This window comes from Parafrankia irregularis (assembly GCF_001536285.1).
Classification (GTDB): domain Bacteria; phylum Actinomycetota; class Actinomycetes; order Frankiales; family Frankiaceae; genus Parafrankia; species Parafrankia irregularis.
Map to the genome: position 1 here is coordinate 68,038 of NZ_FAOZ01000009.1, position 22,374 is coordinate 90,411.

Annotated in this window: 20 protein-coding genes, 1 pseudogene and 2 riboswitches; of the genes and pseudogenes, 10 read left to right on the plus strand and 11 right to left on the minus strand. The window is 72.7% G+C overall.

The window, feature by feature from the left end; translation table 11 throughout:
- Positions 1-34 precede the first annotated feature (34 nt).
- Positions 35-225, minus strand: a riboswitch (cobalamin riboswitch).
- Positions 226-318: 93 nt separating this feature from the next.
- Both AWX74_RS16605 and AWX74_RS16610 read right to left on the minus strand, forming a co-directional pair.
- Positions 319-879 carry a DUF7676 family protein gene (locus tag AWX74_RS16605; RefSeq protein ID WP_091277620.1) on the minus strand — a complete coding sequence of 187 codons (561 nt, stop codon included), beginning with the start codon at positions 877-879 and terminating at the stop codon, positions 319-321.
- An 84-nt stretch (positions 880-963) separates the two neighbouring features.
- Positions 964-1,596: a FecCD family ABC transporter permease gene (locus AWX74_RS16610; protein WP_226930819.1), complete on the minus strand. Its 633-nt coding sequence runs from the start codon at positions 1,594-1,596 to the stop codon at positions 964-966.
- 25 nt (positions 1,597-1,621) lie between these two features.
- Between AWX74_RS16610 and AWX74_RS16615 the strand changes: the two genes are divergently transcribed.
- From AWX74_RS16615 to AWX74_RS16630, 4 genes are all read left to right on the plus strand, one after another.
- Positions 1,622-1,987 carry an ArsR/SmtB family transcription factor gene (locus AWX74_RS16615; protein ID WP_242666271.1) on the plus strand — a complete coding sequence of 122 codons (366 nt, stop codon included), beginning with the start codon at positions 1,622-1,624 and terminating at the stop codon, positions 1,985-1,987.
- 128 nt (positions 1,988-2,115) lie between these two features.
- Positions 2,116-2,193: riboswitch (cobalamin riboswitch) on the plus strand.
- Positions 2,194-2,588: 395 nt separating this feature from the next.
- Positions 2,589-3,785 (plus strand): ABC transporter substrate-binding protein, encoded by a 1,197-nt coding sequence (locus AWX74_RS16620; RefSeq protein ID WP_091277625.1) that lies wholly within the window; start codon positions 2,589-2,591, stop codon positions 3,783-3,785.
- A gap of 13 nt (positions 3,786-3,798) precedes the next feature.
- The gene (locus AWX74_RS16625) at positions 3,799-4,914 is read left to right on the plus strand and encodes a FecCD family ABC transporter permease (RefSeq protein WP_091277627.1); all 1,116 of its coding nucleotides are present in this window, start codon (positions 3,799-3,801) and stop codon (positions 4,912-4,914) included.
- Positions 4,911-5,744, plus strand: coding sequence for an ABC transporter ATP-binding protein (locus AWX74_RS16630; RefSeq protein WP_091277629.1), 834 nt, complete (start codon positions 4,911-4,913; stop codon positions 5,742-5,744). Before AWX74_RS16625 ends, AWX74_RS16630 begins: the two co-directional genes overlap by 4 nt.
- Here AWX74_RS16630 and AWX74_RS16635 read toward each other — a convergent pair.
- The 3 genes and pseudogenes from AWX74_RS16635 to AWX74_RS41320 form a co-directional block, all read right to left on the minus strand.
- Positions 5,677-6,600 carry an SWIM zinc finger family protein gene (locus tag AWX74_RS16635; protein ID WP_193209650.1) on the minus strand — a complete coding sequence of 308 codons (924 nt, stop codon included), beginning with the start codon at positions 6,598-6,600 and terminating at the stop codon, positions 5,677-5,679. The genes AWX74_RS16630 and AWX74_RS16635 overlap by 68 nt on opposite strands.
- The gene (locus AWX74_RS16640; RefSeq protein ID WP_242666272.1) at positions 6,593-9,175 is read right to left on the minus strand and encodes a DEAD/DEAH box helicase; all 2,583 of its coding nucleotides are present in this window, start codon (positions 9,173-9,175) and stop codon (positions 6,593-6,595) included. Before AWX74_RS16640 ends, AWX74_RS16635 begins: the two co-directional genes overlap by 8 nt.
- A gap of 744 nt (positions 9,176-9,919) precedes the next feature.
- Positions 9,920-10,198: pseudogene (locus AWX74_RS41320) on the minus strand (hypothetical protein); the annotation flags it as partial.
- Positions 10,199-10,243: 45 nt separating this feature from the next.
- Between AWX74_RS41320 and AWX74_RS16650 the strand changes: the two are divergent.
- Both AWX74_RS16650 and AWX74_RS16655 read left to right on the plus strand, forming a co-directional pair.
- Positions 10,244-10,873: a hypothetical protein gene (locus tag AWX74_RS16650; RefSeq protein WP_242666273.1), complete on the plus strand. Its 630-nt coding sequence runs from the start codon at positions 10,244-10,246 to the stop codon at positions 10,871-10,873.
- 232 nt (positions 10,874-11,105) lie between these two features.
- On the plus strand, positions 11,106-12,803 hold the full coding sequence (locus tag AWX74_RS16655; RefSeq protein WP_207550343.1) for a PepSY-associated TM helix domain-containing protein: 1,698 nt from the start codon (positions 11,106-11,108) through the stop codon (positions 12,801-12,803).
- Positions 12,804-12,862: 59 nt separating this feature from the next.
- On the opposite strand, the gene def is transcribed toward AWX74_RS16655, so the two are convergent.
- Entirely contained in the window at positions 12,863-13,423 is a 561-nt protein-coding gene (gene def, locus AWX74_RS16660; protein ID WP_091277633.1) for a peptide deformylase, read from the minus strand.
- A gap of 56 nt (positions 13,424-13,479) precedes the next feature.
- Here def and AWX74_RS16665 point away from each other — a divergent pair, with 56 nt between their 5' ends.
- The gene (locus AWX74_RS16665; protein WP_091277635.1) at positions 13,480-14,109 is read left to right on the plus strand and encodes a Fur family transcriptional regulator; all 630 of its coding nucleotides are present in this window, start codon (positions 13,480-13,482) and stop codon (positions 14,107-14,109) included.
- 37 nt (positions 14,110-14,146) lie between these two features.
- Here AWX74_RS16665 and AWX74_RS16670 read toward each other — a convergent pair whose 3' ends face one another.
- Positions 14,147-14,758, minus strand: coding sequence for a class I SAM-dependent methyltransferase (locus tag AWX74_RS16670; RefSeq protein ID WP_091277637.1), 612 nt, complete (start codon positions 14,756-14,758; stop codon positions 14,147-14,149).
- 135 nt (positions 14,759-14,893) lie between these two features.
- Between AWX74_RS16670 and tsaD the strand changes: the two genes are divergently transcribed.
- Positions 14,894-15,964, plus strand: coding sequence for a tRNA (adenosine(37)-N6)-threonylcarbamoyltransferase complex transferase subunit TsaD (gene tsaD / locus AWX74_RS16675; protein ID WP_091277639.1), 1,071 nt, complete (start codon positions 14,894-14,896; stop codon positions 15,962-15,964).
- Between the two features lie 86 nt (positions 15,965-16,050).
- On the opposite strand, the gene larC is transcribed toward tsaD, so the two are convergent.
- The 4 genes from larC to AWX74_RS42055 all read right to left on the minus strand — a co-directional run bounded on the left by larC (position 16,051) and on the right by AWX74_RS42055 (position 19,613).
- Positions 16,051-16,923 (minus strand): nickel pincer cofactor biosynthesis protein LarC, encoded by an 873-nt coding sequence (larC, locus tag AWX74_RS16680; RefSeq protein ID WP_226931641.1) that lies wholly within the window; start codon positions 16,921-16,923, stop codon positions 16,051-16,053.
- Positions 16,924-17,028: 105 nt separating this feature from the next.
- Positions 17,029-17,922, minus strand: coding sequence for a methylisocitrate lyase (gene prpB / locus AWX74_RS16685; RefSeq protein WP_091277644.1), 894 nt, complete (start codon positions 17,920-17,922; stop codon positions 17,029-17,031).
- 54 nt (positions 17,923-17,976) lie between these two features.
- On the minus strand, positions 17,977-19,485 hold the full coding sequence (locus AWX74_RS16690; protein ID WP_091277645.1) for an MmgE/PrpD family protein: 1,509 nt from the start codon (positions 19,483-19,485) through the stop codon (positions 17,977-17,979).
- Positions 19,482-19,613: a hypothetical protein gene (locus AWX74_RS42055; protein WP_278184633.1), complete on the minus strand. Its 132-nt coding sequence runs from the start codon at positions 19,611-19,613 to the stop codon at positions 19,482-19,484. The genes AWX74_RS16690 and AWX74_RS42055 overlap by 4 nt, the downstream gene beginning before the upstream one ends.
- A 143-nt stretch (positions 19,614-19,756) precedes the next feature.
- On the opposite strand from AWX74_RS42055, the gene AWX74_RS16695 reads away from it, so the two are divergent.
- Both AWX74_RS16695 and AWX74_RS16700 read left to right on the plus strand, forming a co-directional pair.
- Entirely contained in the window at positions 19,757-20,194 is a 438-nt protein-coding gene (locus AWX74_RS16695) for a hypothetical protein (RefSeq protein ID WP_131799483.1), read from the plus strand.
- A 570-nt stretch (positions 20,195-20,764) separates the two neighbouring features.
- Entirely contained in the window at positions 20,765-22,315 is a 1,551-nt protein-coding gene (locus tag AWX74_RS16700; protein ID WP_193209651.1) for a hypothetical protein, read from the plus strand.
- Positions 22,316-22,374 lie beyond the last annotated feature (59 nt).

Sequence of the window (22,374 nt, forward strand, 5' to 3'; positions counted from 1 at the left end):
GAGTTTCAGCCGCCTTCCAGCACCTCGTGGACGGATTCGCGGGGGCGCCGTGGCCGGTCTCCTGGCTGACGGGTGGTGCGTCACCGGCCGCCTTCCCAGGCGACGATTCCGATGCTCAGTGACTCCCCGACGGGCGGGGACTGGCCGGTGACATCCCGATGACAGTGGCGAGGGCCGCGCCGGTTCCACACCGGCTTCCCGAGCACCACGGCGGGACGAACTGTACGAGAACGCCTGCATCATCTGCAAGGCGATGCAGACGATCTCCTGGGTGTACTCGACGCCCCCGGAACGAGTGAACCGTTCCGGAGGTCCGGATCAGCCGTGGCGGAAACCGGTGCCGGACCGGTCGTGCGGATCAGGGTCGAGCCCGAGGTAGCGCCGGCGGAGATGGTCCCAGGCCGCGAGACGGGAGAAGTCCGGTGCGGCGCGCAGTTCCTGGGTGTCGGTGAGGAACGGGTTGGGGAGCAGGACGGTCATCATCTGCTCGCCGATGGCGTTGAACAGGCGAAGCCCCCAGGAGACGGGCGCTCCGTCCGGGCCGACGCGGCGGTAGAGCTCGGCGCGGGCGCAGCGGCGGATGCGGCCGAGCTCGGGGCCGCTGGCGGTGTGCTCACCGATGCAGAGGTGGAAGTGCCAGGCACCGAAGTCGACCGTGACGTATCCGTCATACATCGCGATCTTCCGGGGTGCGTTCGGTGCGGCGACCTCCCAGGCGGCGCCCTGCACGATCACACCGAAGCCGATCTGGCGCCAGTGGTCGGTGAAGACGTCCTTGATGATCGACAGCAGGGTGTCGGTGTCGGTGGGTAGATCCCAGACCTGCAGGGTGCCGTTGCCCAGTTCGTCGACGGTGCGGTACTCGGTGTCGGTTGTCATCTCCGGCTCCTTGGCGAGGTGTCCCACGCAGTTCGATGGTGCGGGTGGTGGGGTCAGAACGCAGGTCGTCGCCGTCGGGGTGCATCAGGCGACCCCGGCGACGGCGGCGCGGGCCCGCAGCAGCACGGCGATGACGATGGGCGCGCCGACCAGGGAGGTGATGACGTTGATCGGCAGCACCATGTCGGTGCCGGGCAGCTGGGAGCCGATCGAGCAGGCGAGCGCGAGCGCCGCTCCGGTGAGCATGGTGGCGGGGACGAGGATGCGGTGGTCGGCGCTGCCGAGCGCCCGGCGGGCGATGTGCGGTACGGCGATGCCGAGGAAGGCGACGGGCCCGCAGAACGCGGTCACCGCTCCGGCGAGCAGCGACGACCCGAGCAGCGTGGCCGCGCGGACGCGGCGCAGCCGCACGCCGAGGGTGTGGGCGTAGTTCTCGCCGAGCAGCAGCGCGTTGAGCGGTTTGACCGTCAGCAGCGCCACCAGCAGGCCTGCGCCGACGACGGGTGCGAAGAGGGCCAGGTGGCCGTTGGAGGTGCCGGCGAAGCTTCCCAGCGACCACATCCAGTTCTGGATTGCCCGCTGTGGCGCCGTCCAGGTCAGCAGGAGGCTGACCAGGGATCCGACGGCGCTGTTCAGGATGACGCCGATGACGAGCAGGGTGACGACAGAGCGCACCCACTGGGCGAGGACGCCCGGCCGGTGGAGCGGGTGCGACAATCGGCCCATGCACCGGTTGGGCGACTTGGCCGAGCACCGGATCATCGACGGTGACCGCGCGTGCGACGCGGTGGCCGCGATCGGGGACCGGGCCGACGTCTCCCGCTGGGCCGGTGTCTTCGCGATGCTCGGCGAGCCGGGCCGGCTGGCGATCCTGCTCGCGGTCCACCATGCCGGGCCGATCTCCGTCTCGGATCTCGCCGTCGCGGTCGGGATGAACGACGCGGCGGTCTCGCAGGCACTGCGACTGCTGCGCCATCAGCAGGCCGTCGTCTCCGAGCGTGATGGCCGGGTGATCCGCTACCGGCTCACGGACCCCGTCGTCGGTGAGCTGCTCACCCGGGTCCGTCCCGCACCCCAGCTCCATCACGGCTCCGCCGTAACCCACTGACCTTCCTCGCGCTCCGTGGGCGCGGTCGTCGGCACATCGTGAACGTCACGTCGGTCCCGTCATCTGCGTATCCGCATTGACGTGCAGGTGGGACGCCCGTACGCTTGCGGAGCTCCAGGACAATGATCGGAAGCCGGTGCGAATCCGGCGCGGTCGCGCCACTGTGAACGGTGACCTTCTCATCGGACGGTCGCCGTGAGTCAGGCCTGATGTTGTCCTGTCACCGACTCGGGACGCGCAATCCAGGGAGGTCGAGAAATGGCTGCACGCCTGATCATCTGATCGAACGCCGCTCTCCCGTGCGGCTCTCCGGAACGTGCCGCGCCAGGCCCCATGCGGGCCGCCGCAGTCTGCCGGTCTCCGGCCCGATGCCGTTGTTCACCAGCTGTCTGCCGTGCCGACGGATGGCCGGTTGTCGATTTCTGTTCCAGTCCTTTCTCTCCGGCGACCGCCGAATGAGGACGTGGCGAAAAACTCCCAGGCCGGTGGCCCGCGCGAAAATCCGACATTCTTCGTGTCTGGTCACCGAGTTTCCTGCGATTTCCCCTGCTCTGGATCACTGCTGCCACGCGCTCTCGGCGCCCTGACACCCGAGGAACCAATGACCACGCCGCCATTCCTGACCCGGACCTGCGATCCGCGCCGCCCGGACGGCTCCGGGGAATCCACGAACCACCGGCGAGGCGCGCCGCGTCGCGTCGCCCTGGCCGCGGTGACGGCACTGTCGCTGCTCTGCGCGGCACTGGTGGGTTGCAGCCCAAGCCCGACAACCGGTGAGCCGGCCGCGGCGAGTGGCACCCAGGCCGCCCGGCATGAGATCACAGTGGTCGACGACGCCGGCCGCGAGGTCGAGATCACCGTTCCGGTGCGCCGGGTCGTCGCGTTCAACACCTTCAACGTGGAGTTCATTCGCGCCGTCGGGGCCTTCGACGCGGTGGTCGGGCTGGACGAGGGCTCGGCGGGGAAGAACTACACCGGCTACTGGGGCGACTTCGACATCACGAAGACCGCGGGCAAAGGTCAGGCCGAACCCAACTACGAGCAGCTCGCGGCACTGAAGCCCGAAGTCGTCATCTTCCCCCGTAACGGAGCCTGGAAGGAAGCGGAAGGAAAGCTCGCGGCCTTCGGCGTCAAGACGTTGGTCATCACCGGCTGGGACCAGAACGACCACATCTTCAACGTCGACCTGATCGGGAAGATCTTCGACCGGCAGGAGCAGGCGGCGAAGCTCAACGCCTTCTACACGAAATACCGCGACCTGCTGACCGAGCGCCTCGCCGGTGTCACTCCCAGACGCGTCTACCTGGAGAACGACAAGGACTTCGCGTCGCCCGTTCCCGGTTCGGGCTGGCATGACATGGTGACGCTGGCCGGCGGCACGAACATCTTCGGCGACATCCGTTTCACCGACGCGGATTCGGCCCGGGGGTCGGTCCACCAGCTCGACATCGACCCCGAGGCCGTTCTCGACCGTGACCCGGAGCTGATCGTCCGCAACACCGGCCGCGGGTACGCCCTGGAGTCGGCGGGGGACCTGGCGGCGGAGCGCGCGAACCTGCTGGGCCGGGCCGGCTGGGACGGGATCACCGCCGTGCGCGACGGGCAGGTGTACGTCACCAGTTCCTTCCCGATGAACGCCTGCTCGAAGATCATCGGCTCGCTCTACCTCGCGAGCTGGCTGCACCCGGACAAGATGGCCGGCGTCGACCCCGACGCCGTGATGAAGGAGTGGATCGAGACCTACCAGGGCGTCCCGCTGCCCGACCCGGCCGCCTACCGCCTGCATGCCAGCGCCTGACCACGGCCCTGCGATGACCAGTGAAGCACTCACGGCCGGTTCCACCGAATCGGTGGAACCGGCCGGGCCGCCGGGAGAAGACCCCTTCCGCCTCGCCGGTCGCCGAGCCCGCCGCAAGATCCTCATTCTGGCCGCGGGGGCAGTGCTGCTGGCGGTGACCAGCGTCGCGGCGGTCTCGGTCGGCGCCAGCGGGGTATCGCTGCGCGACGTCGGCTGGGCGTTGTGGACGCGAACCTTCGGGATCACCATCGCGGCCGACGACCTCGCCACCCAGACCGTGGTGTGGGAGCTGCGCCTGCCGCGCATCGGGTTGGCCGTGGTCGCGGGGGCGGGCCTGGCCATCGCCGGAGTGGTGCTGCAGGGCCTGCTGCGCAACCCGATGGTCAGCCCGTTCACCCTGGGCATCTCCTCGGCCGCGGCGTTCGGCGCGTCCGTGACGATCCTGTTCGGCGACTCGACCGGGCGCGGTGACGTCACGATGGTGGCCGCCGCCCTCGCGGTGGCGCTGCTCTGCGCGGGCCTGCTGCTCGGCCTGTCCTGGCTGCGCGGCGCCTCGCCGGTCACCCTGATCCTGGTCGGGACGGCGCTGACCTACCTGTTCCAGGCACTCACCTCGACGATGCAGTACATCGCCAGCGAGAACCAACTGGCCGAGATCGTCCGGTGGAGCTTCGGCAGCGTCAACGCGGCGACCTGGGGCCAGGTCGCCGCGGTCGGGGTGCCGGTCGCTGTCGCGCTGGTGCTGCTCACAGGGCAGGCCGCCAACCTCAACGCGATCGCGTTCGCCGGCGACGACGCCGCGCGCAGCCTGGGCGTGGACGTCACCCGCACCCGACTGGTGTGCAGCCTGCTGGCGGTGATGCTGGCCGCGGTCATTGTCAGCTTCACCGGCGTGATCGGGTTCGTGGGGCTGGTCGCCCCGCACATCGCCCGGCTGATTGTCGGGGCCGATCATCGCTTCCTGCTGCCATTCGCCGCGATCGCCGGCGCCCTGCTGGTACTGGCCGCCGACACCGCCGGACGCACCCTGTTCGCCCCGGCCGTCATCCCGGTGGGGATCGTCGTCGCCTTCCTCGGAGCGCCGCTGTTCATCAACCTCGTCCTGACCCGCCGCAGGCAGTTCCTGTGAGCGCGCCGCCGGCTGAGAGCGCGAGGCCCGCGACCGCACCGTCGCCCACACTCGACATCCGCGGCGCGTGTTTCGCCTACGGGCGGCGGACGGTGCTCACCGACCTGGACCTCACCGTGGCCAGGGGAACCGTCGTCGGCCTGCTCGGCCCGAACGGCAGCGGGAAGTCCACCCTCATCCGGGGCGTCTGCCGCGTCCACCGCCCGAAGGCGGGAACGTTCCGGCTCGGCGGAACCGACCTGCACCGGCTGGCGCCGCGGGAGCTCGCCCGGATCGCCGCGTACGTCCCGCAGGGCTCGCCCGGCCCGTTCGCCCTGACGGTCACCGAGGCCGTCATGCTGGGCCGCACCCCGCACACCCGGCTGCGGCCGTCGCGCGAGGACATCCGCAACGTTCGCGAGGCGATGGAACTGCTGGACCTCACCGCCCTCGCGGACCGGCATGTCGACGAGCTCTCCGGCGGCCAGGCGCAGCGGGTCGTCATCGCCCGCGCCCTCGCCCAGCAGCCGCGGGTGCTGCTGCTGGACGAGCCGACCAGCGCCCTCGACCTGCGCCACCAGGTGGAGACCCTGCACCTCGTGCACACCCTGGCCACCGAGCGGGCCCTCCATGTGCTGATGGCCATTCACGACCTGAACCTCGCGGCCCGTTTCTGCCACCAGGTCGCCCTGCTGCACAGCGGCCGCGTCCTGACCACCGGCGCACCGGCCGACGTCTACCGCGCCGATCTGCTGGAACGGGTCTACGGCCTGCCGGTGGAGGTCAGCCGCCACGACGGTGTGCCCGAGGTCCGGCCCCGTCTGCCCGAGACACGGCGGGCGGGGTCGTAGCGGGTGACGCCCGGGGCGTGGTGAGGATCCGGTAGGCCGGGCGCAGCACCTCGCGCAGATCGCCGAACGGTTCCACGACCAGCGGCCCGCACAGGTCCAGCAGGATGTCGGGACGTCCCGCGGGCCCGCTCCGGTCAGCCGTGCCGTCGCGGCGGCCTACGGGGCCCGGCGATGTCCAGCTGGCCGGGTCCGGAGCCGTCCGGTGAGGATCCGGCGACGTCCAGAACCTGGCCGGGTCGGTCGGCGGCGCCGTGGCTGGCTGGACGTCGCCGGTCGCGGGGGCGGGGGAGCGTGGGCGAAGGTGCCGGATCTCGGCGAGCAGCGCGTCGCGTTCCCGGCCGCGCAGGGCGAGCAGCGTGAACGGGTCGGTGTTGATCGTTTCGGCGAGCTGGTGGCAGGCCGCGACGAGGTGGGCACACGGCCGCTGCCAGTCGGTGCAGGTGCAGTCCATCGCCAGGTCGTCGGCGCGCCGCGGGAACAGGGTGAGCCCGCGGGCGGCGAACATGTCCTCGATGTCCGCGGGCAGGGAGCCGGCCAGCAGTGCGGCGGCGTGCCGGGCCTGGGCGGCCAGAGCGCCCGCGGCTTGGCTCCAGGCGTCGTCGCCGAAGGTCCGGACGGCAAGCCGGGGCTTGTGCAGGTTCTCGCCGCGGTCGCGGACCATGGCGACGACGAGGTTGCCGGTGCGCCGCACGTTCAGGACCGCCTCGGTGCGGGCCAGGGCACGGCCGGCGCGCAGCGGCTCGGGCAGGGTCATGCCCTCGATCAGCTCGAGGAACTGTGCGGACCACCAGGCCCGGTGGCTCCGCTCCCGGTCCCGGCTCCGGTCCCGCTGGCCGCGGGTGGGCGGCTCAGCCATCGACGGCGTCGGGGGCGAGGGTGACGAGGTCCCGCAGCTCGTCGGTGGAGAGCGTGGCCAGCCAGCTCTCCCCACCGCCGACGACGGTGCGGGCCAGCGCGGCCTTGTCAGTGAGGATGCGGTCGATCCTCTCCTCCAGGGTGCCCATGCACAGCAGGGTGCGGACCCACACGTCGCGACGCTGCCCGATGCGATGGGCGCGGTCGGTGGCCTGCGCCTCGGCCGCCGGGTTCCACCACCGGTCGATGTGGATGACGTGGTTCGCCGCGGTCAGGTTGATGCCGTTGCCGCCGGCTTTCAGGGAGAGGAGGAAGACCCCGGGCCCGGAGCTGGTCTGGAAGCGTTCGACCAGGGCGTCGCGCTCGGCGGCGCGCAGACCGCCGTGCAGGAAGGACACCTCCACCCCGAGCCGGGCGGACAGGTGCGGTGCGAGCATCGCCCCGAACCGGGCGAACTGGGTGAAGCACAGCGCGCGCTCGCCGTCCGCGACGATGCCGGTGAGCAGATCCTCCAGCCGGGCGAGCTTTCCGGAGCGGCCGGGCAGCGCCGAGGAGTCGCCGAGCAGGTGGGCCGGGTGGTTGCAGACCTGCTTGAGCCGGGTCATCGCGGCCAGCACCACGCCGTTGCGCCGCATGGTGGCGGACGGGTCCCGCAGCCGCTCCATCATGTCGTCGACGACCGCCCGGTACAGCGAGGCCTGCTCCGGGGTCAGGGTACACAGCTGGCGCAGTTCCACCTTGGACGGCAGGTCGCGCAGCACCGCCGGGTCGGTCTTCACCCGGCGCAGCACGACCGGGTGGATCCGTCGGCGCAGCCGGGCGGTCGCCTCCGGGTCGGCGTACCGCTCGATCGGCACCGCGTAGCGGGCGCGGAACGCGGCGGCCGAGCCGAGCAGACCCGGGTTCACCGCGTGCATGATCGACCACAGGTCGCCGAGGCGGTTCTCGACCGGCGTCCCGGTCAGCGCGACCCGGTGCCGGGCGGTCAGCTGGCGGACGGCGCGGGCCTGCGCGGTCGCCGCGTTCTTGATCTGCTGCGCCTCGTCGAGGACGAGCCGCTCCCAGCCGACCGCGCGGAACGCCTCGATGTCGCAGACGAGCCGTGGATAGGTGGTGAGGACGAGGTCATGCCCGGACGCGGCCTCGGCGACACCCGGGCCGTCCGGCGGGACGGCCGCGTGGTGGGCGTGAACGGTCAGACCGGGGGCGACCCGCGCCGTCTCACGCCGCCAGTTCCCCAGCACCGAGGTCGGGCAGACGACGAGGGTCGCCCCGCGGCGGGCGGCGGCCCGGGTTCGCAGCTCCAGGGCGAGCACCTGGATGGTCTTGCCCAGGCCCATGTCGTCGGCGAGGACCGCGCCGAGGCCGAGCCGGTCCAGCAGCGCGAGCCAGGTCAGTCCCTGCACCTGGTAGGGACGCAGCCGCACTCCCAGCCCAGCCGGCGGTTCGACGGGTTCCATCCGCGACACTGCCCCGGACCCCTCACCCGGCCGAGGTTCGCCCGGCGGGCCGTCCGGGCCGGCGAGCAGCGCGCCGAGCCAGCCGTCCGCCACCACCTCGACGTCCGCGCCGGCCTGGTCCGCGCCGGTCTGGTCGGGGCCGAGACCCGCGGGGCCGAGTCCCGCGTGGGCGAGAACCTCGCCGACGGTCATCCGGCCGCCGCCCGTCTGGCGGGCCAGGTCCAGGTCGGCGAGCTGGCCGGGGTCCACCCGGGTCCATCTGCCGCGCAGCCGCACGAGGCCGGCCCTGGCCTTCGCGAGACGTTCGAGCTCGACGCGGCTCAGCTCGACACCGCCGAGGCTGACGGCCCAGCGGTAGTCGACGATCCGCGCGAGATCCGTCGTGACGTCCCGCAGGATCGGCGTCACCGGGTCCACCGCGCGGACGGTGAGGCGGGCCGTCGGCCGGGCCGGGCGCACCCACCAGGACGGCACCAGCACCCCGAAGCCCTCCTGCTCCAGGGCACCGGCGAGCTCCAGGAACCGCTGCGCCCGCGCCAGGTCGAGATCGAGGCTCGCCGGCCGGGCCTCCCGCAGAGCCCGGTCGAGGTCCGGCCAGACCGCGACGGCCCGGCCGAGCCCGGCGAGCAGCGCCTCCTCGGCATCGGTGGTCCACCCGGCGGGGCCGGCGGGCCCCGTGGGCCGGCGCCGCCAGATCTGGCCCGCAGGTATCTGAACGCCGGGGTCGTCGACCGCCTGCAGCAGGAAGTCGACCCGCCAGGCGTCGTCGTCGCCCGGGGATCCCCGCGACAGCGCTCCCGGCTCGGTCAGCCGGAAGCACACCCGCAGCGCGGACGTCCACCCGCCGTCCGCCCGCCACGTCTCGACCTTCGCGGCGAGCTCGCGGGCCGCAGTGCCGGTGGCGGTGAAACGGGGAGCGCCGTGGGTCCCATCCGTCCCACCCGAGCCGTCGGAGTCATCCGTCCCACCCGAGCCGTCGGAGTCATCCGTCCTGTCGGCGCCGTCGAGCGCGGCCAGCCAGCCGGCCGCCGCCCGCGCCGCCGCCGTCCGGCGCGGCCCCGGGACCCCGAGGCGGCGGCCGGATTCCCGCAGCCGCCGGCGGACATGCGTCTCCACCCGGTGATCAAGCGCGGCACCCAGCGTCGTGACCGCGTCGTTCCAGGACTCCCCCCCGCCGCGGTCGGGGCGGCGGCCCGGAACGCGGGTGGCATGGCCGCGACCAGCTCGTCAAACCGTGCGGCGTCCGGCCCGGTCAGGACGGGCGACCAGCGGGCCAGGGGCCGCGCGCCGTCCCACCCGACCGCGGGAAGCACCCGGCCGCGGTCGACCAGCTCCGCCCCGAAGGCGTCGACGGCCAGCAGGAACCCCGCGGACGCCCCGAGCCGGACCCCCTCCCCGGGCTCCCACCATGGGCCGCAGGCGGGCGAGAGGCCCAGACAGATCGTGTCGACCTGCCACGTCCGCAGAGCCGGGCCTTGGGCCTGCGCGTCGTGTTCCGTCCCGGCGGTGCTCCGCGCTCGTGGACCGGCCGAGCCGGCGATCGCGGTGGTGAGGGTGGCCGCCAGTTCCGGTGACGCCAGCGGTGCGCCACTGGTCAGGCTCGGCAGGAGCACGGCGAGGCGCCCGGACGCGGTGGGCCGGGCCGCCGCGAGCGGCGCCAGGTCCGAGGCCATCGCGGCGAAGGGGTGCGCAGACGGGTCCGCGGCGGTCTCCTGCGGGGGCCGTCCAAACCGGCGCGTGTCCTCCGCCCACAGCACCGGCAGGCCCGAAGGCGTGCAGACGCCGTGCACGACCAGCATCACCACTCCCCAGGGGCCACCACCCGGATTCGGGTGTCTCCACACCGGCTCGCCCCGGAGCCTACGCGGGAACACGCAGGCTCCGGGGCGAGGGAGGGCCTGCGGGGCGGCCAGCGCGGGCCGCCCCGCGGGCGTCCGAAGCGGAAGATCCCGTGGGCGTCAGCCGAGCGTGGTCGGGGAGTTTGTAGAGCCGGGCGCGGGTCTGCATCCGGTCGACCACACCGGCCTGGGTGCCGTCGGCGAGGATGGTCCGCAGGCCGTCCTCCACCGCGCCCATGGCGAGGCGCAGCAGGGTCACCGGGTAGATGACCATGTTCACGCCGGCCGGCCGGAGCGCCTCGAGTGCGTGTCGGACTGAGCACGATCTGACTATGATTCCGGAACTGTGATCTGGGCCGCGACGCCGGTCGGGCGGGGCGCGCGTGCCTCGGCTGTTTCCGTGCTGGCCGTCGTGCTGGCGGTCGTCGCCCATGTGGCGGCCTGCGACCGGCTGCCGAGCCTGCCGGTCACCGCCTGCGGGAGCCTGCTGGCGCTGCGGGTTTGCTGGGGCAACACCGGGCGCCGGATGGCGCCGCCGCGCCTCGGCGGCCTGGTGCTGGGCGTCCAGGCAGGTCTGCACCTCGGCTTCGCCATGACGGAGCCGGCGCACGGCACCCATCGCGGCCTGCCCGCTCACGGTTCCATGACGATGCCGACGGGCGCCCTGGACTCGGCCGGCATCGACCTGCTGCCCGGTGGGGCGCGGATGGCTCTCCTGCATCTGGCGGCGGCGCTCGTCCTGGCCTGGTGGCTCTCCGTGGGAGAGCGGCTGCTGTGGCGGGCCGCGCGCGGGGCGGCGGCCGTGGCCCGCCGGGCGGCGGGCCGCCTGCGTCGTCGTCGCACTCACGGGCTCTGCCCACTGCCGGTCCTGGCCGTCGCGCGGCAGCGCCGGCCGGCGGCGGACCGGGCGCCGCACCTCGTTCAGCTGGTTCATCTCGTCGTCCGCAGGGGACCTCCGGACCCCCGTCCGGCCTGAGCCGCACCCGGCGCCGTCCCGTCGATCACTGGTGGGACGGCTGATCCGTCGTGCCGCGATCCGGCCCGGCATCGCCGTTCCGCCTTCGACGCGGGACGGATCCGACCACCACCGCCACCGCTGCGGACGCACGCGCCGACGCCGACGCGCTCACAGTCGCGGACGCGTGCGCGCGCCGATCGCGACGCGGTGCGGCTACCTCATGCCTCGACACGCATGTTCGGAGAGCCCTGTGACCACGCTCGACAAGTCGGGGTCATCCCCCGATGACGCGGCAACCGACACCGCGCACATGAAAGATCTCCCTGAGTCCCACACCGCTGACACCCACACCCTCGACGTCCCCGAGCCTCGCCGGCCGGAATCGGAGGGCGTCTCCCCGCCGGTCGGACGGACCATCGGCGGATGGCGGCCACTGCTGCTGCGGCTGCACTTCTACGCCGGGGTGCTGGTGGCGCCGTTCCTGGCGATCGCCGCGCTGACCGGCCTCGCGTACACGCTCACCCCGCAGCTCGACCGGCTGGTTTACGCCGACGAGCTCTACGTCGAGGAGGTCGGCACCACGCCGCGGCCCCTCGCCGAACAGATCAGCGCGGCCCTCGCCGCGCATCCCGAGGGCACCTTCGGCTCGGTACTCACCGGCGACGCACCGGACAGGACCACCCGGGTGGTCCTGTCCGTCCCCGGGCTGGGGGACCGGCAGCGCACCGTCTACGTCGATCCCTACACCGGCCGGGTGCAGGGCGCCCTGACCACCTGGTGGGGCAGCACTCCACTGACCACCTGGCTGGACGACCTGCACCGCAACCTGCATCTCGGTGCGTTCGGCCGGCACTACTCAGAGACCGCCGCGAGCTGGCTGTGGATCGTCGCGCTCGGTGGCCTCGTGCTCTGGCTGGCCCGCCGCCGCCAGGCCCTCGGGGCCAGCCAGGCCAGCCAGGCCAGCGAGACCAGCCAGGCCCGGCGGGCCCGGCGGATGCGCGCGGTTCTGCTGCCCGACCTGACCGCCCGTGGCCGGCGGCGCACCCTGGGCTGGCACGGCAGCCTCGGGGTGTGGCTGCTCGTGGGGCTGCTCTTCCTCTCCGCGACCGGGCTGACCTGGTCCCGCTACGCCGGCGAGCACTTCTCCCGGGTGCTGGACGCGGCAGACAGTCACATGCCCAGCCTCGACACCACCCTGCCCCAGGCGGCCTCCACCACCACCACCGGCGGCGGGGGCGGGGCGCATCAGGGGCACGCGGTGGACGGTCCCGGCACGACCGATGCCGGCACGACCGATGCCGGCACGACCGATGCCGGCACGACCGATGCCGGCACGACCGATGCCGGCGCGACTGATGCCGGTGCCGTGGCGTCCTCGGTGGCGGAACCGGTCGACCGGGTCGTCTCGGCGGCCCGCGCGGCGGGCCTGGACGGGCCCATCGAGGTCACCCCGGCTACCGACACCGCGACCGCATGGTCGGCGGCACAGACCGACGGCCGCTGGCCGGTGCGCTTCGACCAGGTCGCGGTCAACCCGGTGGACGGCCGCGTCGTCAACGAGGTGCGCTGGGAGGACTGGCCGCTGCTCGCACAGCTGACCAAGCTGGGCGTCAGGGCGCACATGGGCGAGCTGTTCGGCGTCGCGAACCAGATCCTGCTGGCAGGTCTCGCGCTCGGACTGCTCTGCATGATCGTCTGGGGCTACCGGATGTGGTGGCAGCGCCGCCCCTCCCGCGGCGATCGGGCGGGCATCGTCGGCCCGCCGCCCGCCCGTGGCGCCTGGCGGCGGCTGCCGAAACCGGCGCTGGCCGCACTGATCCTGATCACGGCGGCCGTCGGGTGGGCGCCTGTGCTCGGGGTGACGCTGCTCGTCTTCCTGCTGCTCGACCTCACCGCCGGGCTGCTGGCGAGGCGACGGAGGAAACCCGCACGCGGCGCCTCCGCCTGACGGACATCACAGGAGGAGCGGGGAGGGGCCCGCACCCGTCGCGATTCGGGTGTCGGGCCTCAGCCGTCTCCGGAGCGGCGGCGGAAGATCGAGGGAACGGGGCGTGATGCCCGCACACCGCCGCTGAGCGCCTTCTGCGCCGCCTGACGATGCTCGTCCGTCAGTCGATCGAGGTAGAGCGTTCCGTTCAGGTGGTCGGTCTCGTGCTGAAGGCAGCGGGCCAGCAGGCCGCTTCCGGTGTAGGAGACGGCCGCGCCGGTGGCGTCGAACCCGCGGACGGTGGCCGTCGCCGACCGGGGGGTCGGATACGCGAGGCCGGGGACCGACAGACAGCCCTCCGAACCGTCCTGCCCGACGGCGCCGGTCTCCAGCTCCGGGTTCACGACGACCAGGGGCTCCCGGCTGGAACGCGGGTCGTCGCTGTCGTACTCGGTGTCGAAGACGAAGACCCGCAGGCCGACGCCGATCTGCGGGGCGGCCAGCCCGACTCCGGGGGCGTCGTACATCGTCTCGATCATGTTGTCGACCAGGCGGCGCAGGGCGTCGTCGAAGACGGTGACGGGCTCGGCCGGGGTGCGCAGGACCGGGTCGCCGAGGGTGCGGATGGGCAACAACGTCATGCGACAATGTTGCATGTGAAGGCGGCTGGGGGAGCGATGGGGGCACGGTGGGTGGCATGTCACCCGTCACCGGGGTGTCGGTGTGGCCGTCGGCAGCACGGTTGCGTGCGGGGCGGTTCCCGGTGACAGGCGGCGGTGTCGTCCCCGGTGGCGGTGTCCGTGGTGCGGGCGTGCCCGGCTCCGCGGCGGTGGATGCCGACGGCGGCCCGATCGACGCGGGTATCGCGGTGCTGCGGCGGCGCGGGGAGCGGGTGACCTCCGCCCGTCGGGCGGTCCTCGAGATCCTGAGCGCGGCCTCGGAGCATCTGTCCGCCGAGGAGGTGTTCGGCCGGGCCCTGGCGGTCTCGCCGGGCCTGCACCGCACCACCGTGTACCGGGCCCTGGAACGGCTCGGTGAGCTGGGTCTGGTCACTCATGTGCACACCGACCACGGCCCGGCCTTCTACCACCTGTCCGCTCCGCTGACCGGCGCCCCGCACCTGCACGTCCGCTGCCGGGCCTGCGAGCGGATCGTGGACGTCCCGGCCGACGTGCTCGATGACGCCGCGCGCCGGCTGCGTGACGGCGCGGGCTTCCTCCTGCTGGCCGACCACACGGCGCTGGCCGGGCTGTGCTCCGACTGCCTGGACCGCAACGCCGACGCCGACGTCGACCGGGACGTCGACGCGGGTAGCCCGGCTGGGTGACGCGGCCAGACCGGGTGACGCGGCCGGTCGACGTCGGTCAGACCGAGGACGCGGCGGTGGCTACGGCGAGGTAGCGGTCGGCGAGGTCGTGGATCTGTTCCACCTGCCAGCCGCCGGCGGCGAGCAGGGCGGCGAGCCGGCCCGGGGCCAGGAGATGGTCACGCGCGTCGAGTCCGTCATGTACCCGGACGAGCTGGCGCCGAGACAGCGGGTGGAAGACCGCCAGCCTCGCCTTCGGTCGGCAGACCCTACGGAACTCGGTCACGGCCAGCGCTGGATCCCGCAGATGTGGCAGCAGGCCGCCGGCGAACACGACGTCCGTGCATCTGTCGGCGACCGGCAGGGCGCAGGCGTCGGCGAGGAGCAGATGCGCCAGCCGGTCGCGGCCAAGCCGGGCGGCGGTGCGCAGCATCGGCTCGGTGACGTCCACCCCCACCAGCCGGCCGCCGGGTCCGGTGGCCGCGCGCAGGGCGGGCTGGGCCCGGCCGGTGCCGCAGCCGACGTCGAGCACGACGTCGCCGGGCCGGACGCCGATGAGTGGCACGGCCCAGGCGATCAGTGCTTCGTCGGGCTGGCCCTCCTGCTCCCAGGTCTCGGCGAGCGGGCCGAAGAAGCGTCGGGTGGCGGCGATGTCATCGGTGATCGACATGGGATGGGGGCTCCGGTGCGCTGATGGTCATCAGTGCGAGCGTAGCCTCAGATGCAACAAGGTTGCAGGAGAAAAGGGGCACCGCCGGGCGGGGACCGAAGGCCCGCGGCGCGAACCCGGAGGGAAGGGGAATCGATGGCGGTGGTGCTCGGCATCGAGACGTCCTGCGACGAGACCGGAGCCGCACTGGTGCGCGACGGAGTCCTGCTCGGTGAGGCGCTGTCGTCGAGCATGGACCGGCACGCACGGTACGGCGGCGTCGTGCCGGAGATCGCCGCGCGGGCGCATGTGGAGTTCCTCGTGCCGTGCGTCGACCGCGCGCTCGCGGCCGCCGGGCTGGGCAGCTCGGCGGTGGACGCGGTCGCGGTCACCGCCGGTCCCGGTCTCGCGACCGCCCTGCACACCGGCGTCGCCGCGGCGAAGGCGTACGCACTCGCGCTGGATGTCCCGCTCTACGGCGTCCACCACCTCGCCGGGCACATCGCGGCGGACGTCGTCGACGCCGGTCCACTGCCGAACCCGCTGGTCGCGCTGATCGTCTCCGGCGGTCACACGTCGCTGCTGCTGGTGAGAGACCTCGCCCGCGACCCGATCATCCATCTCGGCGACACGCTCGACGACGCCGCCGGCGAATGCTTCGACAAGGTCGCCCGTGCCCTGGGCCTGCCCTATCCGGGTGGGCCGGCGCTCGACCGCGCCGCCCACGGCGGTGACGCCGGTGCGGTGGCCTTCCCGCGTCCCCTGACCGGTCGTGCGGACGCGCCCTACACCTTCTCCTTCTCCGGGCTGAAGACGGCGGTGGCCCGGTGGTCCGAGCGCCAGGCGTCGGCCGCAGGTGTGGCGGCGGTGCCGTTGCGCGACGTCGCGGCGTCCTTCCAGGAGGCGGTCGCGGACGTTCTCACCGCCAAGGCACTGCGGGCCTGCGCCGAGCATGGCGTGGGTGACCTGCTGGTGGTCGGCGGGGTGGCCGCGAACAGCCGGCTGCGTGCGCTGGCCGCGCAGCGGTGCGCGGCAGCGGGGGTGCGACTGCGGGTGCCCGCACTCCGCCGCTGCACCGACAACGGGGTCATGATCGCCGCCCTGGGGGACCTGCTCGTCCGGGCCGGCGTCCCGTCGTCGCCGATGGATCTGTCCGCGTGCCCCGAGGTGTTCCTGACCGGCGCCATGATTGAGCCGGTGCCGCTACCGGTGCTCGCCGGGGGTTGAGACCACGCCCGCCGGGCACCACGCCCGCCGGTGAGACGACGCCCACCTGGTGGAACCGGGCTCGTTGGTACGCGGGGGCGGCAGGCTCAGACGGAGCCGGCCCGGCCGACGCTCTGCGGCCGCCGTTGGATGGCACGGTCATCGGCCCGGGTCGGCTGACGCAGGCTGTCCAGATCAGCCAGGTCGACCGCCGGGGTGGCGGCGACACGGCACACGACCGCGCGCAGCAGGTTCGGGTGGCCGGGATGGTCCGCGGTGCCGGCGCCGTATCCGATCGCCTCCACGGTCATCCGCGGTGGGAACACCCGCGCGGCTGCTGCGGCGGTGTCGGCCTGGCAGGTCGCCGCGATGATCGCCATTCCGGTTGGCGTGAGGCGCTCGGCGGCGATCTCTCCCGGCGAGGCCGGGATGCCGGTCCGGCGCAGCAGCTCGGTCACGGCCGGGGCGGGCACCGGCAGCACACCGTGGGCAGTGGACACCGTCCCGAAACCGGTGACGACACCCGAGCAGTAGCCGCGCGTCACCCCCAGCGCGTCCAGCGCCGCCGCGGTGCCCACCACGTCGACGATCGCGTCGAGCGCGCCGACCTCGTGGAAGTGCACCCGTTCGACGTCGATCCGGTGGACGTGCGCCTCAGCCTCGGCGAGCACGGCGAAGATCCGCAGTGCCCAGGCCCGGACGCCCGGGGCGAGCGGCGCGGTGGCCAGATGCTCGCGGATCCACCCGTAGTGGCGGTGCGCCGGGCCCGGCTGCACCCGCACCCTGGCGAAGGTGCCCGCGAGGCCCGCGCGCTTCGCCGGCTCCACGCTCAGCGACCATCCATCCAGCCCGAGCGCGTCGAGCTGCCCGCGCACGAACTCCAGCGGCGCGCCGGCGTCGAGGAGCGCGCCGAGGGCCATGTCACCAGCGGCTCCCGCGGCGGCGTCCCACCGGACAGCCAGCCCCGTGTCCTGCTTCATGGTCGTCACAGATGCGATTCTGTCGCATCTGGATCGGCGCCTGTTGTCCGACCCGTCGGCGGCGTCGTCCACGTCCCGTCGTTCCAGGCGAAAAGTCCGGACCGGTCAGATCCGGAAGTTGAAGATGTTGGTGTCGAAGCTGTTGTAGGCGGGGTAGTCCAGCAGTTCGTAGAGCCGGGCACGGGTCTGCATGCGGTCGACGAGGCCGGCCTGGGTGCCGTCGGCGAGCAGCCGGCGCAGGCCGTCCTCGACGGCGCCCATGGCGAGGCGCAGCAGGGTGACGGGGTAGATGACCAGGTTCACGCCGGCCGAGTGCAGGGTGTCGGCGGTGAGCAGCTCGCTTTTGCCGAACTCGGTCATGTTGGCGAGGATCGGCACGTCGACAGCCCGCCGGACGGCTTCGAACTCGGCCGCGTCGGCCATCGCCTCGGGGAAGATCATGTCGGCCCCGGCGTCGACGTAGGCGCGGGCCCGTTCGATGGCGCCGTCGAGGCCCTCGAGCGCGCGGGCGTCGGTGCGGGCGCAGAGGACGAAGTTCTCGTCGCGGCGGGCGGCGACGGCCGCTCCGATGCGCCGGACCATCTCGGCGATGGGCACGACCGCCTTGCCGTCGAGGTGCCCGCATCGTTTCGGGTTGACCTGGTCTTCCAGGTGGCAGCCGGCGAGACCGGCGTCCTCCAGGGTCTGGACGGTGCGGGCGACGCTCATCGGCTCGCCGAAGCCAGTGTCGGCGTCGACGAGGGTGGGCAGGTCGGTGACCCGGGCGATCTGCCCGGCCCGGCTGGCGACCTCGGTGAGGGTGGTCAGGCCGATGTCGGGCAGCGCGAGATCGGCGGAGAGCACCGCGCCGGAGACGTAGACGCCGTCGAAGCCGAGCTCGGTGATGAGCACCGCGCTCAGTGGGTTGAACGCGCCGGGGAACCGCAGCAGCTCACCGGAGTGCAGCGCCTCGCGTAGCGCGGCCCGGCGGGCATGGGCGGGCGTTCTCGCGTGCAGCATCGGTCGGAGATCTCCCTTGCCTGGTGGAACCGTGGCTGGCCGCTGGAACTGCCGCTAGAAGATTCCCTCGGTGCCACTCGCGGTCAGCGGCGGCTGCGGGGTGATGGTGAGCCCGGCGAGCTCGTCGGGCCGTAGTTCGGGCAGCCGGACGGCGGTGTCGAGGAACCGGTCCTGCTCCGCGGCCGGGAGGACCCCCTCGGCGAGGCGGCGGAACTTGCCGATGTAGGAGTCCCGGCCGAACGGGCGGGCGCCGAGCGGGTGCGCGTCGGCGACGGCGATCTCGTCGGTGATCGTCGTCCCGTCGACCAGCTCGACGACGACCCGGGCGCCGAACGCCTTCTCGGCCGGGTCAGGGGAGTGGTAGCGCCGGGTCCACTCCTCGTCCTCCACGGTGGTGATCTTCCGCCACAGCTCGACGGTGTCGGGCCGGGTGGCCCGGTCGGGGGAGTAGGAGCGTTCGTGGTGCCAGTCGCCGTCCTGCAGGGCGACGGCGAAGATGTAGGGGATCGAGTGGTCGAGGGTCTCCCGGGTGGCCGTCGGGTCGTACTTCTGCGGGTCGTTCGCGCCCGAGCCGATCACGTTGTGCGTGTGGTGGCTGGTGTGCAGCACGATCGCGCTGACCCGGGAGAAGTCGCCGATGGCCGGGCCGAGGCGGCGGGCGAGGTCGATGAGCGCCTGGCTCTGGTACTCGGCCGAGTGCTCCTTGGTGTACGTCTCCAGGATGGCGCGCCTGGCCTCGCCCGGTGCGGGCAGTGAGACGGTGTAGTCGGCCCCGGGCCCGCCCAGCAGCCAGGCGATGAAACCGTCCTCGCCCTCGTAGGCCGGAGCGGGCGCCCCCTCGCCGCGCATCGCCCTGTCGACGGCCTCCACCGCCAGCTTGCCGGCGAACGCGGGGGCGTACGCCTTCCACGACGAGATCGTGCCCTTGCGGGACTGCCGCGTCGTCGTCGTGGTGTGCAGCGCCTGCCCGACTGCCTGACAGATCGTCTCCGCCGGCAGGCCGAGCAGGGCGCCGATTCCGGCCGCGGCGGACGGGCCCAGATGGGCGATGTGGTCGATCCGGTGCTCGTGCAGACAGATCCCCCGGACGAGCGCGACCTGGATCTCGTAGCCCGCGGCGATCCCGCGCACGAGCGCCCGGCCGTCGAGGCCGAGATGCTGGGCGACCGCAAGGACGGGCGGGATGTTGTCGCCGGGGTGGGAGTAGTCCGCGGCAAGGTAGGTGTCGTGGAAGTCCAGCTCGCGCACCGCGACACCGTTCGCCCACGCCGCCCACTCGGGGGAGACCCGGTCCCGCGCAGGCAGGCCGAAGACAGTGGCTCCATCCCGACCGGGAGCGGGGGCGTGGCGCAGTGCCTGGTCCCGGGCGGCGACCACCGGCCTGCGGGCCAGCGAGGCGGCGGCGACCCCCGCGTTGTCGATGACCCGGTTGATCACCATCTCGGCGACGTCGCCGTCCACCGCCACCGGGTCGGCGGCGACCGCCGCGATCTTCCACGCGAGCTGCTCCTGCGACGCGAGCCGCTCCGCGCTGCGATACACCCGGACCTGGTGGTCGATCATGCGCCGCTGCCTTCTTCCGGGTCGTCGAGCCCCCAGCCTGTGATCGACACTGAGGGTGTGGTCCAGACGAGGATCGCAGCCGAACCGGTCAGGGCCTCGTCCAGCGTCGCGGACGTCTCCCTCTTCATCAGCTCGTGGAGCCCGCGCGGAAGCCGCGGATCGGCGGGCCGAGTGTGCTCGGCGCGGAGCGGAGCTGCGCCCGTAGTACCGCATCTGGTCGGGAGCGACGGTAAAGTTGATCTCCTGCCAGGAATCGTTAGGGAGCCACCTCTTGTCCGAACGGACTATTGCCCGCTCCGCTTCCGACAGGTCACGAGGCTTTCCAGCTCGCCGTCTGGTCATCGGCGTACTTTCGGCGCTCCTGGCGGTGTTTCTCGTCGGCGCCGCCATCTTCGCTGTCTGGTGTCGCGCGAGCTTCCATGTCTGGCCGTGGTCGTCGAGCCTGCCGGACCGGGTGACCTACTGCGGCCGCACCTACCTCGGCCCGGGTGATCCGGTCACCTGGACCGAGGCGGAAGCGTTCGAGAACGGGGCCATCCGGAAGGTCGGCCACTACGGGTTCGGCGCTCTCGGCTGGTCCATCTACGCGAACCCCCTGTCAGAACAGGCCCGGACGAGGGGAAACTCGCCACTTCCCTGCGCGATGGGGGTTTATCTGCGGACTGACGACGACCGGGTCGTGGCCTACACTCTCAGCGGCGGGCCGTGAGCCGGCGCCCGTAACGCCCTCCACCCGGCCCGTAGCCGGAGCGCGAGGAGCTGAGGATTCTGGTCGCGCCAGAGCCCGTCGAAAAGTCCGAGCCCGGACTGCCGTGCTGCTGGGCACGGATTGAGGAACGCCGTCGTCGGAACGACCAAAATCCCATGATCTTCGAGCGGTGACCTCGGGTAACCGTTGCGGCTAGACAAGACATGAGGATCCGGGTCGTCATTACGACGAAAATCCCATGATCTTCGAGTGGTGCCCCGTGGTGGGTGCGCTCTCGGCATCATGTCTGGTCGAGGCATCGTCGGCTACCCGGCCTTGTGGGCCCGCAGGTAATCGGCTAAAGTCGCTCCCGGTGTGCCGGGAAGTCTGGTCGGCGAAGCGTTCTGTGTTGTCCGCTGCCGTGTTGTGCCGACTTCCCCGGGGGCATATGGAATTCTTCGACGTCGCGCCCGTCTCCCATCGGAGTTCCGGGCCTTCCCACCTCTCGTGCCGGCGGTGACTCAACCGTCGTGCCGGCGCGTTCGATCTGAACTTTCCGAAAGAGGATTCCATGCCCCGCCCGGTTCTCTCATGAGCGCAGTTCCGCGGCCGGTAACCCACGCCCGAGCCGATGGCGACGCGTCTCTGGCCATGTTTGGCTGGGCAGCCATCCTGTGGCTGTTCTCCGCGATCGCCCAGGTGCTGCTGGACCTGCTCTTCATCGTTCTGACACTCATGATCCGTGACGTGTTCCTCGGTATCGCGGTGGCCGCCAGCGTGCTGATCGCAGTACTGGTACCGGTTGTCGGGTTCCTGCGGCCGCCAGGCCGGGCGGTGAGCACCGAGGACGAGCCCGAGCTCACCGCCCTGGTGCGCCGGGCCGCCGGCCAGATGGGCTTCGAGGCCCCGCTCGCGATCCGGCTCACGCCGATCCCCGTGGTGTGGGTTCGCCGTGGCCTCGGTGGGTGGTCGCCGACGCTGTTCGTGGGCTGGCCGCTGGTGCGCGGCCTGACCGAGCCCCAGCTGACAGCGGTGGTCGCCCGGGAGATCGCCCGGCACCAGGTGACCGGTCGGCGCCACGACCTGCTGGACGCCTCGCGTCACCGGGCCGCGCGCGCTCTCACCAGCCGGATCCCACCGCGCAGGGCGGCGGCCGCCGCCCTGCTGCGCGCGAGCTCGGAGTACCGCTGGCCGGTGGAGGCGGCGGCTGACGCTCGGGCGGCCGAGGCCCTGGGTGTCGCCGCGCTCGGTGCGGCCCTGACCAGAGCGACGCTGGTGGCGGGGGCTTTCGACCACCTCGGCGGGCGCTGGGTGGCGGTTCTCGCCCCGCGGTCGCGGTTCCCGGGGGATCTCTTCGAGGCGCTCGAGGAGGCCCTGGACGATCCGCATGTTGTTCGCCAGCTCTGGGCGGCGATCGCGACGGACGGCGCTGCGGATCCGTGGCTTACGAGCCCGTGGCCTCCCCTGCCGCCGCGGCTGGCGGCGCTCGGGGAAGCCGCCGGGCTGTCGGGCGGAGATGTCGCCCCCGCGCTCGGGGCCTCCGGAGGCGATCCGGTACACGTCCACCAGGCCGGAGAGCTTGACCGGTGGGCGCCCCGGGAGCTGTTCACCCGCTCCATGAACGATGTGCCTCGTCCCCTCCGCGTGCTGGACGACCCCGCCGAGGTGCTCATGCCGATCGACGAGGCGCGCACGACCCTGCGCAGGGCGACGCGCCGCGACACCGTGCCGGAGGCTGTGGCCGCCGCGGTCGACGCCCTGGAACCCGCGTCCATGCAGCGGCGAACCGGGGCCGCGGGAGCGGGCACGGATGAGGGCACGGACTGGCGCGACCTCGCCCGTCGCATCGACTCGTCGGTCAGCACCATTACGTGGCCAGGTCGGGACGCGGTGGCTCGGGCGGTCCTCGCCGGCTGTCTCGGCCAGGTGATCAGCGCGGACCTGCTCGATGCCGGCTGGACGTCGGCGAGCAGGTGGACGACAGCTGTGCTTGTCGCACCCGACGGCCGGACCGTCGATCTGCGCGAGCTGATCGACCAGGCCATGGAGACCGGCGACGCGACACCGATCCGGACCTTGGTCGCCGCGGGCGTCTCCGCCGCATCGCCCGGTGTGAAGGCGACACCGGGTGCGGAGGTGTGAACCGGCGCCGGCAGCGGAGAACGGCCAGAATGACTGTTCACGTGTGATCCGTGTCCGTG

What these genes read in the sequence shown, in the direction of transcription:
- AWX74_RS16605 (WP_091277620.1), bottom strand. Translation starts at nt 879, where the DNA reads ATGACAACCGACACCGAGTACCGCACCGTCGACGAACTGGGCAACGGC.
- AWX74_RS16620 (WP_091277625.1), top strand. Translation starts at nt 2,589, where the DNA reads ATGACCACGCCGCCATTCCTGACCCGGACCTGCGATCCGCGCCGCCCG.
- AWX74_RS16625 (WP_091277627.1), top strand. Translation starts at nt 3,799, where the DNA reads ATGACCAGTGAAGCACTCACGGCCGGTTCCACCGAATCGGTGGAACCG.
- AWX74_RS16635 (WP_193209650.1), bottom strand. Translation starts at nt 6,600, where the DNA reads ATGGCTGAGCCGCCCACCCGCGGCCAGCGGGACCGGAGCCGGGACCGG.
- def (WP_091277633.1), bottom strand. Translation starts at nt 13,423, where the DNA reads ATGACGTTGTTGCCCATCCGCACCCTCGGCGACCCGGTCCTGCGCACC.
- AWX74_RS16665 (WP_091277635.1), top strand. Translation starts at nt 13,480, where the DNA reads ATGTCACCCGTCACCGGGGTGTCGGTGTGGCCGTCGGCAGCACGGTTG.
- AWX74_RS16670 (WP_091277637.1), bottom strand. Translation starts at nt 14,758, where the DNA reads ATGTCGATCACCGATGACATCGCCGCCACCCGACGCTTCTTCGGCCCG.
- tsaD (WP_091277639.1), top strand. Translation starts at nt 14,894, where the DNA reads ATGGCGGTGGTGCTCGGCATCGAGACGTCCTGCGACGAGACCGGAGCC.
- larC (WP_226931641.1), bottom strand. Translation starts at nt 16,923, where the DNA reads ATGAAGCAGGACACGGGGCTGGCTGTCCGGTGGGACGCCGCCGCGGGA.
- prpB (WP_091277644.1), bottom strand. Translation starts at nt 17,922, where the DNA reads ATGCTGCACGCGAGAACGCCCGCCCATGCCCGCCGGGCCGCGCTACGC.
- AWX74_RS16690 (WP_091277645.1), bottom strand. Translation starts at nt 19,485, where the DNA reads ATGATCGACCACCAGGTCCGGGTGTATCGCAGCGCGGAGCGGCTCGCG.
- AWX74_RS42055 (WP_278184633.1), bottom strand. Translation starts at nt 19,613, where the DNA reads ATGAAGAGGGAGACGTCCGCGACGCTGGACGAGGCCCTGACCGGTTCG.
- AWX74_RS16700 (WP_193209651.1), top strand. Translation starts at nt 20,765, where the DNA reads ATGAGCGCAGTTCCGCGGCCGGTAACCCACGCCCGAGCCGATGGCGAC.